At 60.0% G+C, this 13,086-nt stretch carries 15 protein-coding genes; 7 read left to right on the top strand and 8 right to left on the bottom strand.

From position 1 onward, the window contains the following. Positions 1 to 15: 15 nt before the first annotated feature. The 3 genes from plsX to ACR0I0_RS04765 form a co-directional block, all read right to left on the bottom strand. Entirely contained in the window at positions 16 to 1,104 is a 1,089-nt protein-coding gene (gene plsX, locus ACR0I0_RS04775) for a phosphate acyltransferase PlsX (RefSeq protein ID WP_171631892.1), read from the bottom strand. A 24-nt stretch (positions 1,105 to 1,128) separates the two neighbouring features. Beyond that, entirely contained in the window at positions 1,129 to 1,335 is a 207-nt protein-coding gene (rpmF, locus tag ACR0I0_RS04770) for a 50S ribosomal protein L32 (protein WP_008756996.1), read from the bottom strand. A 205-nt stretch (positions 1,336 to 1,540) separates the two neighbouring features. After that, positions 1,541 to 2,077, bottom strand: coding sequence for a YceD family protein (locus ACR0I0_RS04765; protein ID WP_171631895.1), 537 nt, complete (start codon positions 2,075 to 2,077; stop codon positions 1,541 to 1,543). A gap of 85 nt (positions 2,078 to 2,162) precedes the next feature. Between ACR0I0_RS04765 and ACR0I0_RS04760 the strand changes: the two genes are divergently transcribed. From ACR0I0_RS04760 to ACR0I0_RS04750, 3 genes are all read left to right on the top strand, one after another. Beyond that, a complete protein-coding gene (locus ACR0I0_RS04760; RefSeq protein WP_171167760.1) occupies positions 2,163 to 2,636 on the top strand; it encodes an outer membrane protein assembly factor BamE in 474 nt (157 codons plus the stop codon). Between the two features lie 84 nt (positions 2,637 to 2,720). Then, entirely contained in the window at positions 2,721 to 3,476 is a 756-nt protein-coding gene (locus tag ACR0I0_RS04755) for a GNAT family N-acetyltransferase (RefSeq protein WP_480490387.1), read from the top strand. 68 nt (positions 3,477 to 3,544) lie between these two features. Further along, entirely contained in the window at positions 3,545 to 5,353 is a 1,809-nt protein-coding gene (locus tag ACR0I0_RS04750; RefSeq protein WP_480490385.1) for an ABC-F family ATP-binding cassette domain-containing protein, read from the top strand. A 437-nt stretch (positions 5,354 to 5,790) separates the two neighbouring features. Here ACR0I0_RS04750 and ACR0I0_RS04745 read toward each other — a convergent pair whose 3' ends face one another. Continuing rightward, positions 5,791 to 6,345: a sugar O-acetyltransferase gene (locus tag ACR0I0_RS04745; protein ID WP_171631903.1), complete on the bottom strand. Its 555-nt coding sequence runs from the start codon at positions 6,343 to 6,345 to the stop codon at positions 5,791 to 5,793. 10 nt (positions 6,346 to 6,355) lie between these two features. Further along, complete coding sequence (locus ACR0I0_RS04740; protein WP_171723115.1) at positions 6,356 to 7,111, bottom strand: 3-hydroxyacyl-CoA dehydrogenase; 756 nt, start codon at positions 7,109 to 7,111, stop codon at positions 6,356 to 6,358. 222 nt (positions 7,112 to 7,333) lie between these two features. Between ACR0I0_RS04740 and ACR0I0_RS04735 the strand changes: the two genes are divergently transcribed. Continuing rightward, on the top strand, positions 7,334 to 8,152 hold the full coding sequence (locus ACR0I0_RS04735) for a hypothetical protein (protein WP_480490383.1): 819 nt from the start codon (positions 7,334 to 7,336) through the stop codon (positions 8,150 to 8,152). A gap of 75 nt (positions 8,153 to 8,227) precedes the next feature. Here the strand turns inward: ACR0I0_RS04735 and tyrS are convergent, their stop codons facing one another. Beyond that, positions 8,228 to 9,517 carry a tyrosine--tRNA ligase gene (gene tyrS, locus ACR0I0_RS04730; protein WP_480490381.1) on the bottom strand — a complete coding sequence of 430 codons (1,290 nt, stop codon included), beginning with the start codon at positions 9,515 to 9,517 and terminating at the stop codon, positions 8,228 to 8,230. A gap of 230 nt (positions 9,518 to 9,747) precedes the next feature. Here tyrS and ACR0I0_RS04725 point away from each other — a divergent pair, with 230 nt between their 5' ends. The 3 genes from ACR0I0_RS04725 (at position 9,748) to ACR0I0_RS04715 (ending at position 11,737) form a co-directional block, all read left to right on the top strand. After that, on the top strand, positions 9,748 to 10,896 hold the full coding sequence (locus ACR0I0_RS04725; protein WP_209832863.1) for an anhydro-N-acetylmuramic acid kinase: 1,149 nt from the start codon (positions 9,748 to 9,750) through the stop codon (positions 10,894 to 10,896). A gap of 78 nt (positions 10,897 to 10,974) precedes the next feature. Then, positions 10,975 to 11,265: a hypothetical protein gene (locus tag ACR0I0_RS04720; RefSeq protein WP_480490379.1), complete on the top strand. Its 291-nt coding sequence runs from the start codon at positions 10,975 to 10,977 to the stop codon at positions 11,263 to 11,265. A 10-nt stretch (positions 11,266 to 11,275) separates the two neighbouring features. Continuing rightward, a complete protein-coding gene (locus ACR0I0_RS04715; protein WP_171723120.1) occupies positions 11,276 to 11,737 on the top strand; it encodes a hypothetical protein in 462 nt (153 codons plus the stop codon). Between the two features lie 17 nt (positions 11,738 to 11,754). Here ACR0I0_RS04715 and ACR0I0_RS04710 read toward each other — a convergent pair whose 3' ends face one another. Both ACR0I0_RS04710 and ACR0I0_RS04705 read right to left on the bottom strand, forming a co-directional pair. After that, positions 11,755 to 12,522, bottom strand: coding sequence for an extensin-like domain-containing protein (locus tag ACR0I0_RS04710; protein WP_480488157.1), 768 nt, complete (start codon positions 12,520 to 12,522; stop codon positions 11,755 to 11,757). A gap of 97 nt (positions 12,523 to 12,619) precedes the next feature. Beyond that, positions 12,620 to 13,039 (bottom strand): cupin domain-containing protein, encoded by a 420-nt coding sequence (locus tag ACR0I0_RS04705; RefSeq protein ID WP_480490377.1) that lies wholly within the window; start codon positions 13,037 to 13,039, stop codon positions 12,620 to 12,622. Positions 13,040 to 13,086 lie beyond the last annotated feature (47 nt).

The following is a 13,086-nucleotide window of genomic DNA, read 5'->3' as shown; positions in this document are numbered from 1 at the left end:
GTACTGCCTTTTTTGTTATTTATCTGTTTGCGGCGCTGATTGCGCGGCATCTTGTGCAAGCTGGGCAGTGGATGCAACCCGCGCAGCCAATTTTTCGGAAAAGCCGGACTGCGCCAAAGTGAAGGCCAGTTTGATTGCAGCTGACACGCCTGTCGCGTCAGCGCCGCCGTGGGATTTCACCACGGTGCCGTTCAGCCCCAGAAACACACCACCATTCACGCGTCGCGGGTCGATCCGTTTCTTCAAACGGTTCAGCGACGTGATAGCCAGAATCGAGGCCAATCGGGATAGCGGGGAGTATTTGAACGCTTGCCGCAGCAGGTCGCCGATCAGGCTTGCCGTACCTTCGCCGGTCTTGATCGCGACGTTGCCGGTAAAGCCATCGGTTACAATGACATCCGCCTTGTCACCGGGGATGTCGCTGCCTTCGACGAAACCCACGAAATCGAAATTCGCCTGTTCCGCGAAGCCCGCGATCATCGAGTGCGCCTCTTTCAGTTCGGCGCGTCCCTTGTGTTCTTCAGTGCCGACATTCAGCAGCCCGATCCGAGGGCGGTTCAGGGCCAAACCGTTGCGCGCGTAAGAGGCGCCCATCAGGGCGTATTGCAGCAAGTCCTTGGCGTCGGCGCGCACATCTGCGCCGACATCCAGCATCACGTTGAACCCCTGAGGGTTGCGCGAGGGCCACAGTATCGCGATGGCCGGTCGGTTCACGCCCGGTAGTTTGCGCAGGCGCATCATCGACAGGGCCATCAGCGCACCGGTATTGCCGCAGGACACCGCCCCATGGGCTTCGCCCTGGCGTACCGCTTCCAGCGTGGACCACATCGAGGTCTCTTTGCCGTTGCGCACGACCTGACTGGGTTTGTCCTCCATCGTGACCACGCCCGAGCAATCACGAAAAACGACGCGCCCCTCAAGGACACGCCGTTTGGCGACAAGCTTGCGCAATACCTGTTCTGGCCCGTGCAGCAAGAACCTGATGTTCGGGTTCTTGTCGGCCGATTTCGCAAGACCGGCAACAACGACAGAGGGACCTGCGTCCCCACCCATAGCGTCGACCGAGATGGTTATCCGTCCGGCGTGCGTGGGCTGTTCAGTCATGCCTTGGTCTGCGCTCGATCAGGCTTAGGCTGCGTCTTCGTCCAGATCGATTTCATCGGCCTGAGCGACGACTTCGCGATCATCATAGTGGCCGCAGGATGCGCAAACGTGGTGCGGGCGCTTCAGCTCGCCGCAGTTCGGGCATTCGTTCGGGTTTGCAGCAACCAGAGCGTCGTGTGCGCGGCGGTTGTTGCGACGCGACTTGGAAACTTTGTTCTGTTGGACGGCCATGGTCTCAACCTTTGTCTGACTGGGGGTCGCAGATTCGCTGCCGACCCGGGTTTCGTAGTTCGTTTATCGTGGTTTGACGCGCGTTTAGGCGACGGGCCCCGCAATGTCCAACCCTAAATCCGATGAGCGCGCGAAAATACTGCGATTCTCGGTATGTTCAAGCGATTTTTCTGACCGCCTGCTATGACAGGAAATCTGCGTTCTGTCACTCGTCTTTTTTGAGCGTATCGCGCAATCCTGCCAATCCGGCGAAAGGTTTGGCGTCTTCGTCGGTCATCGCCTGTTTTCCGGGTTCGGTATAGTCTGCCTGACCCAGTTCCGCACCCTCCTTGCGCGGGTATTGTGGCAGGGCCAGCGACAGCGCCTCGACCATCACCAATGCGGGGTCGATTTCCGGGCCCAAGGGCTCGGATTCGTCATCCTGCGGAATTTCGAACTCGGGTTCATCGGGGTCGGTCCAATCGGCCAGAAAGGTGCGATGCACGGGAATGTCGATCCGGGTCGTGACCGGCTCGAGCGTCACGACACAGGGTTGGATCACGGTTGCACCGAGTTTGCCGTTGAGAACCCAGTCGCGCTTGCCCTGTGCGCGAAGCTCGCCGGAAAAGCTGAGTTTGCGCAGCCCTAGCAGCCCCAGATCCTGCCTGATCTCATCCAATTCGGCGCTTGCGGGGCGCAGTTCAAAGGGTGTCGGGGCGTTCTGGGGCAGGTCAGCCACCCGAAATGATGTAACGTTGCCCATTCGTGAGCCTTTCTATGTGTTGAACCGTGGCAGCGGTTTCTGTAATCGGATAGAAGCCGCAAGAGGCCAAGGCAAGAGGGTGTGCATGTTGAAGGTAGTGAACCGGTTGAAACCAGCGACGAAATCGCTTGTGTTTGTTGCCTGTCTGGCTGCGGCCGGGGCCTGTACGCCGATCTACAAGAATCACGGCTATGTGCCTCCGGCCGAGGAACTGGCCGAAATCAAAGTGGGCGTGGATACGCGTGACAGCGTGGAAGAAGCCATCGGCGCACCGGGTGCGTCCGGGGTCGTGCGGGATTCGGGCTATTACTATGTCCGCTCGCGGGTCCGCCATTACGGCCCGAAACGGCCCGAAGTGGTGGCGCGCGAACTGGTCGCCATCAGCTTTGATCAGCGTGGAGTCGTCAGAAACATCGAGCGTTTTGGCCTGGAAGACGGCATCGTGATTCCGCTGGAACGCCGTGTGACCGATTCCAACGTTCAGGACAAAGGCTTCCTGCGACAGCTGTTGGGCAATATCGGCAACTTCAACCCGGCCAATATTCCTGGCGCCAACTGATCGCGGCGGAACCTTGCGTTGGTCACAAGGCGGTAACATGTCTTGTGTTAACGGTGTCGTGCCGACACTCGTGGGTCGGCACCCATGGAGGACGCGACCGTGGCGGCGGCAGTTATGTTAAGCAAGGGGCGCTATCGCGCCCGTCTGGCGGAATCGGCCGAGGATATCAGGGCCGCACAAAGCCTGCGGACATTGGCATTCGGCACCCGGCAACCGGACGTTGACGCTTTTGACGCGCAATGCAGCCATGTCCTGGTTGAAGATATGCGATCCGCCGGGCAGTTGGTCTGCTGCTTTCGGATGCTGACAATGGAACATGGCGGTGAAATCGGACGCAGCTATTCAGCACAGTTCTACGACCTGAGCTTGTTGGCAGGGTTCAGTGGCCGCATGGTCGAGATGGGCAGGTTTTGCGTTCATCCGGGCCTGAACGATCCTGACATTCTGCGTGTCGCCTGGGGTGCAATGACGTCCTATGTCGATCAACACAATGTTCAGATGCTGTTTGGATGTTCGTCCTTTGCCGGGACCGAAACCGGGCGATACCTTGATGCCTTTGCGATGCTCAAACATCGCCACCTGGCCCCGAAACGGTGGTTGCCGCGGGTCAAGGCTCCGGACGTGTTCCGCTTTGCCGCACGTCTGCGGCGCCGGCCGGATGCGAAAAAGGCCATGTCGCGCATGCCGCCCCTGTTGCGAACCTATCTGATGATGGGAGGGTGGGTGAGTGATCACGCGGTTGTGGATCGTCACATGAACACGTTGCATGTGTTTACCGGGCTTGAAATCGGGGCGATCCCGCCGGCCCGAAGACGCCTGTTTCGGGCATTGGCCGTTTAAGGTGAGTATTTCCGAAAAGGTGAAAACAGGGCGTTGACGCAGTGTGGCCGCCGGTTTAGCTGGCGGGCATGGCGAGAATTCCTTTGTTGCAGATGTCCGGCATATCCCTGACTTTCGGGGGCGAACCGGTGTTTTCCGAACTGGATCTGGTGGTGCAGCCCAGTGACCGCGTGGCGCTGGTTGGGCGCAACGGGTCGGGCAAATCCACGCTGATGAAAGTGATGGCCGGCCTGGTCGAGGCTGACCGCGGTGAAATTGTCGTGCCGCCCGGAAAATCCGTGGGCTATATGGAGCAGGACCCGACGATGGAGGGCTTTGCCACCCTGGGCGACTATGCGTCGAGCGGGTTGGAGCCGGGGGAGCTCTACAAGGTTGAACGGGCGGGTGCGGGGCTGAAATTCGATCCTGCGCGCCCGGTTGAGACTGCTTCGGGCGGTGAGCGGCGGCGGGCGGCATTGGCCAAGCTGATGGCCGAGGCACCGGACCTGATGCTGCTGGACGAACCGACCAACCATCTGGATATCGAAGCCATCGCGTGGCTGGAGCGCGAACTTGGCTCGACACGTGCAGCGTTTGTGCTGATCTCGCACGACCGGGCCTTTTTACGGGCACTGACGCGGGCGACACTTTGGATTGATCGGGGCGCTGTCCGACGGCAGGAGCAAGGTTTTGACGCGTTCGAAGCTTGGCGGGACAAGATCTGGGAAGAAGAAGACCAGCAGCGTCACAAGCTGAACCGTCTGATCAAGTCCGAGGCCAAATGGGCGGTTGAGGGCATTAGCGCCCGACGCAAACGCAATCAGGGCCGGGTGCGGGCCCTACAGGCGCTGCGGGCCGAAAAGGCGGCACAGATCAAGCGTCAGGGTTCCGCTGCGATGACGCTGGAGGCCGGGCCAAAATCGGGCCGCAAGGTGATCGAGGCCAAAGGGCTGGCCAAAGAGTTCGGCGACAAGCAGATCGTTCGGAATTTTGATCTGCTGGTGCAGCGCGGTGATCGTGTGGCCTTTGTCGGGCCGAATGGGGTCGGCAAGACGACCTTGCTGAAGATGCTTCTGGGGCAGGTGGAGCCGGACGAAGGTTCGGTGTCGCTGGGTACCAATCTTGAGGTCGCGGTGTTCGATCAGACCCGCGCGCAACTGGACCCCGAGATGAGCTTGTGGGACAGCCTGACCGGCGACCCGGATATGCGGGTTTCCGGCAAGGCCGATCAGGTGATGGTTGGCGGGCAGCCCAAACATGTCGTGGGCTATCTCAAGGAATTCCTGTTTGACGAGCGGCAGGCAAGGGCGGCTGTCAAATCCTTGTCGGGTGGGGAAAAGGCTCGGTTGCTGCTGGCCAAGTTGATGGCGAAATCTTCCAATCTTCTGGTGCTGGACGAACCGACCAACGATCTGGATGTCGAAACGCTGGATCTGTTGCAGGAACTGCTGGACGACTACGATGGAACAGTTCTGCTGGTCAGCCACGACCGGGATTTTCTGGACCGCGTTGCAACGACGACCATCGCGATGGAAGGCAACGGGCGGGCGACCGTCTATGCCGGCGGCTGGTCCGACTATATTGCGCAGCGGGGCGAAGTTTCCGAGAAAAAAGACATCAAGACAAAGCTTTCCAAGCCGAAGGTGAAGCAGGAAGCAAAAGCCAGATCGGGATTATCCTTTTCCGAGAAGCACCGTCTGGAAAAGCTGCCGGCCGAGATTGAACGGCTGGAGGCCGAGATTGCAAAGCTCGAAGAATTGATGTCCGACCCCGAGCTGTTTACCCGCGAGCCGGTCAAGTTCCAGAAAGCGTCCGAGGCGCTTGTCGAACGGCAAGACAAGTTGTCGGCGGCCGAAGAGGAATGGCTGACACTGGAAGAGAAAGCCCAGGCTGAGTAGACGCCAACTGCGCGCGCCTTATCAGGCGGCGTGGAAAAGCTGCTGAAAAACCGGAGTTCGCCTGCTGCTTCGGTTTTGCCGGGGACAGGATCAGCGGATCCGCGTCAATTCGTTCAGCTTGGTTTGGCTGCGACCCCGTCGAGTATATTTATGCAAGTGGCGAGATGAAGCGCGTTCAAATGCGTCTGCCACGGTTCGCGGCTGTTCCAAATTGCATGGAAGGCAACGACACCGGGATATGTCGCAACCACATGCGGGTCGTTTTGGGTGCATTCTTCTTCGGCGTAGGCGATGTCTCTTTCGAGTTCGGCGCAGTCGAAATCCACCTTGCCCGGGCGCCCCTCCTTGGGGACACGTTGACCCGGCGCGGCCTGATCAAAAAAAACAGGCGCTACGCCCCGCGAACAAGGCCCTGGTGGATTGGCGGAAGAGCAGGGTTATCGGCGGGCGCGTATCGGCCGGGCAGGGTTGCCAACCACGGTCTCGCCGGCGGGAACGTCTTTTGTCACCACGCTGCCCGCTCCGATGATGGCATGGTTGCCGATCGTAACGCCCGGCATGATGATCGCGGCCCCGCCGATCCAGACGTTGTCGCCGACCCTGACAGGGTGGGCAACTTCGAGGCCCTGAGCGCGCAAGGCAGGATCTTTCGCGTGTTCGGCGCAATAGATCTGCACCGCAGGTCCAAGCATCGTGTCATTCCCAATCGTCACCGGCGCGGTGTCGAGCACGACACAGCCTGCGTTGAAAAACACGCGGTCTCCCAACGACAGGTTTATTCCGTAGGCACAGTGAAACGGAGCCTCGAGAAAGCTATCCTGACCAAAGCCCGCGAACAGGGCTGCCAGTTCCGGCGCGATGGCCCCACGGGCATCCGGCGGGCATGTGTTATGGGCATGAACGGCCCGGCGCGCTTCGGCGCGGAGCGCATCCAGTTCCGGGTCAAGGCAGCAATACCATTCACCCGCTTCCATTTTCTGCCGCTCGGTCATGAGCCCCGGTTTAGCGCATACGCAGGGCACCGTCGATGCGGATGACCTCACCGTTCAGATAGCCCATCTCGACGATAAAGCCGGCCAGTCGTCCGTACTCATGCGGATCGCCAAGGCGGGCAGGGTTCGGGACGTCGGCGGCAAGCTGTTGTTGCACCTCTTCGGGCAGGCCCGCCAGCATCGGGGTCATGAAAATGCCCGGCGCGATGGTCATGACGCGAATGCCGGTCGAGGCCAGGTCGCGGGCCATCGGCAGCGTCATGCCCACGACGCCGCCCTTCGAGGCCGCATAGGCCGCCTGACCCTTTTGCCCGTCATACGCAGCGATCGAGGCGGTGTTGATGATCACCCCGCGTGCCCCGTCTGGTTCGGGTTCATTCTTTGCCATTTCGGCAGCGGCCAGCCGGGACACGTTGAAGGTGCCAACCAGATTGATGTCGATCGTACGCTGGAAAGCATCCAGAGGGTGAGGGCCATCCTTGCCGACGGTCTTGATACCATAGGCGATACCGGCGCAATTCACCGTGGCCGTGATCTTGCCCATCTTGTCCATGCCATGGCGCACGGCTGCGGCCACCGACTCTTGGTCGGTTACATCCGTTTGCGCGAAATGCCCGCCAATCTCGGCGGCGACCTGTGCGCCACGATCCGCATCACGATCCAGAATGGTGACCTGCGCGCCTTCCGAGGCGAAGTGGCGTGCCGTGGCTTCGCCAAGACCGGATGCGCCTCCGGTGATGAGGGCGGCAGTGGTGGACAGGTGCATGGTGAACTCCTCCCGAGGATATGAACACTTGTTCAATAACTGCATTTTGGGGCCAGAGTCCACATATTTGAGAAGGCAGGAACTTGGTTGGCGGGTAGGGTCCTTGGCCCCGATTTTTCGGCCGATCCTCAACAATACTTAATGCCGACTTCACGAAAACGCGCCTGTTCGTGAGCGAAGAACTCGGCGCCTTTGTGTGTTTTTCCGTCAGGAGGATCTGTTATGGTAATAAGTACGAAACACATACTGGGTGCAGTTGTCGCTGTGCCCGTTTTTGGAATGGTGATGGTTGGCGATGCCGCTGCCGTACCGGAAACCTGCAACTGGAAAACGGCTCGGACTCTTGCCAACGCGGGGGACTATGCCGGGTTGTGCGATTGTGTGCAGGTAACCCCGAGTTTTCTGGACAGGCTTCAAAAGCGTGTCGACTTTGAAACAACTTTGACTGTAACCGGAGCGCAATGCCCGGGGCTGGCCGCGTTGCTGACGGATTTGCCGACGGCAAACCTGTCTGGTTCGGCGGAAAACCGGGGTGAAAGCCGCGGATCTGAACCCGGTGGGTCTGGATTCGCCGATGCTGGTGGAGCTGTCGGAGGCGGTGAAAGTGGCCCCAGCGGCGCGTCTGAAGAAAGCGATAACAATGGAGGTGGCCAGTCCGGCGGTGGAGGAAGCGCATCCGGCGGTGGCGGTAGTGAAACCGGTGGCGGTAGTGAAACTGGCGGTGGAGGTGAATCCGGCGGTGGAGGTGAAACCGGTGGCGGCGGTGAAACTGGCGGTGGTGGTGAGTCCGGCGGTGGTGAGTCCGGTGGCGGTGGTGAATCCGGCGACGGAGGTGAATCTGGCGGCGGCGGTGAACCCGGCGGCGGCGGTGAAGGCAAAGGCGAAGGCGAAGGTAAAGGCGGCAAGGGCAAAGGTGGTGGCAAGGGCAACAACGGCCATGGCAATGGCGGTGAAGGCAGCAGCCCGGGCCGCGGTCATAACGCCAACAATGACGAAAGTGGCGACCGGCCCGGTCGTGGCGGCGGAAAAGAACGCAGATAAGCACGGCTTACCGAATGAAAAGCGGCCACCCGTTTGGGTGGCCGTTTCGATTTCGTGTCTTTCAGCCTTGCCAGGTCAGCTCAGTTGAACCAGCGCGTGGCGCTTTTTGCCTGCGCTCAGTTTTGTAGGTTTCTTCAACTCTGACACGGAGACAAACGGGAAGTCTGTGTTTACTGCAACATCATTTACCAGAGCGCCCTTTTCTGAGATCAAGCGTTTAGCGTCCTTTCCGGACTTAGCGAGCTTGGCTTCAACAAATAGGGTGGCGGCAGAGCAGTACATTTCTTCGTTACCTTTGCCCAATACGACTCCGGGCATAAGTTTCAATGAACTCGTTTCGAGTATAAACGATGGCAAATCGTCCCCAACTCCGCCCTTTTCAAAGACCTCGCGTGCAGTGGCCTCGGCATTTGCCGCCGCTTCGGCCCCGTGCAGCAGGGTGGTTACCTCATTGGCAAGACGGATCTTAGCCTCGTTGATCTCTGAACCCTCAAGCGCTGCAAGACGGTCGCATTCGTCGACCGGCAGTTCCGTGAAGATTTTCAGGAACCGGCCAACATCTGCGTCTGTGGTGTTGCGCCAGAACTGCCAGAACTCGTAGGCGCTCAGCATGTCGCCGTTCAGCCAGACCGCGCCGCCTTGCGACTTGCCCATCTTGCGGCCATCGCTGGTGGTCAGCAGGGGGGTGGTCAGGCCATAGATCTCGTGATCCAGCACGCGGCGGGTCAGGTCGATCCCGTTGACGATATTGCCCCACTGGTCTGAACCACCCATCTGCAGAACGCAGCCATAGCGGCGGTTCAGCTCGAGGAAGTCATAGGCCTGCAGGATCATGTAGTTGAACTCGAGGAAGCTCAGCGATTGCTCGCGATCCAGCCGAGATTTCACGGACTCAAATGACAGCATCCGGTTGACCGAGAAATGCCGCCCGATATCGCGCAGGAAATCGAGGTAGTTCAGGCTGTCCAGCCATTCGGCATTGTTCAGCATCAGCGCGCCGGTCTCGCTGTCGTCGTAGGACAGGTACTTGGCGAAGACCTGCTTCATGCCCGCAATATTGGCGTCGATCTGTTCAGGGCCCAGCAGGGGGCGTTCATCCGATCTGAACGAAGGATCACCCACCTTGGTGGTACCACCGCCCATCAGCGTGATCGGTTTGTGGCCGGTCTTTTGCAGCCAGCGCAGTACCATGATGTTCATCAAATGACCCACATGCAGCGACTGCGCCGTGGCGTCATAGCCGATATACGCTGTTTGCACCCCACTGATCAGCGCGTCGTCAAGGCCCTGATAATCGGTGCAGTCGGCGAGAAAGCCGCGCTCGATCATCGTGGCGATGAAATCCGATTTGGGGTGGTAGGTCATATCGTGCCCTTTGGGTTAATGTTGCGGGGCACTGTATAGGCGGCAGCGCGTGGGAGGAAAAGCCACCTTTTCACCTCGGGCGCGGGGTGTGGTCGAGGGTGTCGATCCAGACACGCGCGCTGAGAAAAAAATTGCCGGGCCGGTCCGGAACGCTTGCCTTTGCGCCCCAACAGAAGGCACGTTGACCGGGCTGCAACCCAAAGGTGAAATCCCGGACCCGGAGGCGGCGAATGACACAGCCAATTCAGGAGGCAGGCTTGGGCCAGACCATCGCGAAACACGGAAAGCTCCGGGCTTTGGGCGCAATGTCCGGCACTTCGATGGACGGGGTTGATGCCGCGGTGGTGGAAACCGACGGGCATTTGATTTACGGGTTTGGGCAAAGCGGATACCGCGCGTATTCGGATGCGGAACGCGATGTGTTGCGCGCCGCGCTGGGCCAGTGGCATGGACCCCAGGTCGATGCGGCGGCAGAGATGGTGACAATCGCCCATGCCGAAGCACTGTCCGAGTTCGAGGATGTGGATCTGATCGGCTTTCACGGACAGACGCTGGCGCATGAGCCGCGCGGGCGCGGGACATTGCAGGTCGGTGATGGGCTGGGGCTGGCACAGGCCCTCGGGCGCCCGGTGGTCTGGGATTTCCGCAGCGACGATGTGGCGATGGGGGGCGAGGGGGCTCCGCTTGCGCCATTCTTTCATTTCGCCTGTGCCAAATGGTTCGGCGCGGACCGGCCGCTGTGTTTCCTGAACCTGGGCGGGGTCGGCAACCTGACCTATGTGGACCCGGCGTTCGAGGGCCCCGAAGCGCCCGGTGCGTTGCTGGCCTTTGATACAGGCCCGGCCAATGCGCCGGTCGATGATCTGATGCAGGCCCGGCTGGGGCTTCCAATGGACCGCGACGGGGCGCTTGCGCGCGATGGAACGGTGGAAATGGGCGCGCTGGAGCTGTTTCTGGCCGAGCCGTATTTTTCTCGCATGCCGCCGAAATCTCTGGACCGGAACGATTTTTCGGAAATGATCGGTTTGGTCAAGGAACTGGATGACGCTGACGCGGTGGCGACCCTGACCGGTATGTGCGCCGCAGCTGTGGTGCAGGGGATGGAGCATTGTCCGAAACCTCCGTCTTGTGTGTTGGTCACCGGGGGCGGCAGACGCAACCCGGTGTTGATGGAGATGTTGCGCGTGTCGCTGGATTGCCCGGTCGAACCGGTTGAGGCGGTGGGGCTGGACGGCGACATGCTTGAGGCGCAGGCGTTTGCCTATCTGGCGGTGCGTGTCGCGCGGGGGCTGCCGACCTCTTGTCCCGGAACTACCGGCGTCAAGGCGCTTGTCGGTGGCGGGGTCGTCAGTACGGTGTCGATGGACCCGGTCGGATAACCCGATCCGGAAAACAGTTCAAAAAAACAACTCTTTGTGCGACGATTGCCCGGACCGATGGATCAGGGGCATGGCAGTATGGCGACCAAGGCAGAGCTCGAGGCCGAGTTGGAGAAGTTGCGGAAGCGGAATGCGACGTTGGAGGCGCAGGCCGAAAAGGAATCGGGTTCGGAAGATCCGCCTGAGGGCACCAAATCGTCGGATGAAATCCGGCAGCTGCTGGAAGACCACGGGATCGACCTGAGCCAGGTTCAGTCCTTGGGACATGACGTTGTCGAGGAGTTCGGTCGGCTTCAGAAAGACTATCCGATCACGGCGTTGCTGATTGCGTTTTCGCTGGGGTACGTCGTCGGGCGCGCGCAGGGCTAGGAGGCGGATTATGAGCAGACTGAGCAAGAACCTGGTTACGATCTATCGGACCGAACGTTTGATTGCACGCCGCCGTCTTGGGGTGGTTCAGCAACAGACCATACTGATGGGCATCGCGGGCATCGCGGCATTGTCGGCGGTGGTGCTTTTGAATGTCTCTTTTTTCTTGGCGCTTCAGAGCGCGATGTCACCAGCATCGGCGGCGGCGCTGTTGGCCTTTGGAAACATCGTTTTCGCCGGGCTTATTGTGCTGATTGCAAGACGCCGAAATATCGACGACGAAGTCGCACCGGCCGTCGAGGTGCGCGATATGGCCATAGCGGATATTGAAGACGAATTGGAGGAGATGACGGCAGAGGCCAAAGAGGTCGTGCAGGCGGTCAAGAGCATTGGATCGAACCCTTTGGGATCGGCAGCGACGCTGCTGGTACCGCTGATCAATTTGTTGATCAAAAGCCGAAGCGACAAATAGAGGCGCTACCCGAAGGTTCATCGACACACCGGAGCGCCCTTGCGGCGGGCCGTGTCAAAATGGAAATGCCCGACGTGATAGCGGTCGGCGTCCGGGCCAAGCACGGTTCCGAATATGCCGCAGGCGCCTTCGTGCAACTCTCTCAAAACAGCGCCTTGCGCGTTGTTCCATCCGTCCCGGACCGTGATCTGTGTTCCGTCCTGTAGAACGAAGGTCGATATGTCGATCGCCTTTCCGCGCGCGTGTTCCGAAATGCGTGAGCGCGGCTGGTTGTTCTGGGTCTTGCAGGCATAGTGGCCAACGATCCGCATCCCCTTCAGCCCGCCGCCCATTTCGGCAAAGGCTGGCTTGGCCGTGTTTTCGATCCACGTTTTCAGCGTGACCGCTGTCTGGCAGTCCATCAATGAGAACTGGCTGAGAGCGATATCTGATATTTTGTAAACCCGAACCGGGTTCGTGATCCCGCATCCGCGGGCCTTTCCGGCGACGGGCTTGCGAGTTTCACCCAGAATGGTCCAGTCGCCGCACACGGCGCCCCGTTCCTGCATTCGTTCACGGCCCACTTCGAATTTCCGAAACTTGCAGGGTCGCAGGGCAGGACGCCTGGAAACCAGCACCGCAGGTTCGGCTGTCACGATCGGGTCAGCATCTTCAGCCGTTTCTTCCCCGTTCAGTTCTGGCGCAGTCAGATCGGATGCAAGACGGGCCTCGGCGCAAGCGGGCTCTGCGCTGGCGAATGCTGCGCTTTGACACAAGAACAAGACAGTCAGCAGGACCTGCTTCATACTCACTCGTTACTCCGTCGCCTGTGGCTGCGTGTACAGAATGATCAATGGGCAACCGTCTGTAAACTCTCCTTTTCCGAGATCGTTGAACGTCGGCTTACGCCTTTGGGATATCAAAGCCCGGGGGGGCCAATTCAAATCCTTCAAATTGGAAGCCGGGCGAGACTGTGCAACTGACCAGCGTGTAATCACCCGTGCTGCGGGCGGCTTGCCAATGGCCTTCCGGGACGATCAATTGTGGTGCGCCAGCGGAAAGGTCGTGTGTCAGCACATGTTCGGTGGCGGGGCCTTGGTCGGTTGCGCTGAGCGACAGGACAAGCGGCGCGCCGGCATGGTACAGCCAGATCTCGGTCGCATCGACACGGTGCCAGTGGCTGCTTTCGCCTTTCTGCAACAGGAAGTAGATGCAGGTGCCGGTGGGGCGACCTTCGTTTTCGGCGCGCCATGTCTCGGCATACCAACCACCTTCGGGATGGCATTGCAGGTTCAGGCGGTCGATAATCTCTTGTGCGGTCATGTGGTTCCTCGTGTTTGGGTGCGATTATGCACGGGCCGGTGTGATCC

It is taken from the genome of Ruegeria sp. AG6 (assembly GCF_056541565.1).
The sequence above is the reverse complement of the archived record's forward strand: the minus strand, read 5'-3'. Positions and strand labels throughout refer to the sequence as shown.

What these genes read in the sequence shown, in the direction of transcription:
- rpmF (WP_008756996.1), bottom strand. Translation starts at nt 1,335, where the DNA reads ATGGCCGTCCAACAGAACAAAGTTTCCAAGTCGCGTCGCAACAACCGC.
- plsX (WP_171631892.1), bottom strand. Translation starts at nt 1,104, where the DNA reads ATGACTGAACAGCCCACGCACGCCGGACGGATAACCATCTCGGTCGAC.
- ACR0I0_RS04745 (WP_171631903.1), bottom strand. Translation starts at nt 6,345, where the DNA reads ATGACCGAGCGGCAGAAAATGGAAGCGGGTGAATGGTATTGCTGCCTT.
- ACR0I0_RS04720 (WP_480490379.1), top strand. Translation starts at nt 10,975, where the DNA reads ATGGCGACCAAGGCAGAGCTCGAGGCCGAGTTGGAGAAGTTGCGGAAG.
- ACR0I0_RS04760 (WP_171167760.1), top strand. Translation starts at nt 2,163, where the DNA reads ATGTTGAAGGTAGTGAACCGGTTGAAACCAGCGACGAAATCGCTTGTG.
- ACR0I0_RS04715 (WP_171723120.1), top strand. Translation starts at nt 11,276, where the DNA reads ATGAGCAGACTGAGCAAGAACCTGGTTACGATCTATCGGACCGAACGT.
- ACR0I0_RS04705 (WP_480490377.1), bottom strand. Translation starts at nt 13,039, where the DNA reads ATGACCGCACAAGAGATTATCGACCGCCTGAACCTGCAATGCCATCCC.
- ACR0I0_RS04725 (WP_209832863.1), top strand. Translation starts at nt 9,748, where the DNA reads ATGACACAGCCAATTCAGGAGGCAGGCTTGGGCCAGACCATCGCGAAA.
- ACR0I0_RS04740 (WP_171723115.1), bottom strand. Translation starts at nt 7,111, where the DNA reads ATGCACCTGTCCACCACTGCCGCCCTCATCACCGGAGGCGCATCCGGT.
- tyrS (WP_480490381.1), bottom strand. Translation starts at nt 9,517, where the DNA reads ATGACCTACCACCCCAAATCGGATTTCATCGCCACGATGATCGAGCGC.
- ACR0I0_RS04765 (WP_171631895.1), bottom strand. Translation starts at nt 2,077, where the DNA reads ATGGGCAACGTTACATCATTTCGGGTGGCTGACCTGCCCCAGAACGCC.
- ACR0I0_RS04710 (WP_480488157.1), bottom strand. Translation starts at nt 12,522, where the DNA reads ATGAAGCAGGTCCTGCTGACTGTCTTGTTCTTGTGTCAAAGCGCAGCA.
- ACR0I0_RS04735 (WP_480490383.1), top strand. Translation starts at nt 7,334, where the DNA reads ATGGTAATAAGTACGAAACACATACTGGGTGCAGTTGTCGCTGTGCCC.
- ACR0I0_RS04750 (WP_480490385.1), top strand. Translation starts at nt 3,545, where the DNA reads ATGGCGAGAATTCCTTTGTTGCAGATGTCCGGCATATCCCTGACTTTC.
- ACR0I0_RS04755 (WP_480490387.1), top strand. Translation starts at nt 2,721, where the DNA reads ATGGAGGACGCGACCGTGGCGGCGGCAGTTATGTTAAGCAAGGGGCGC.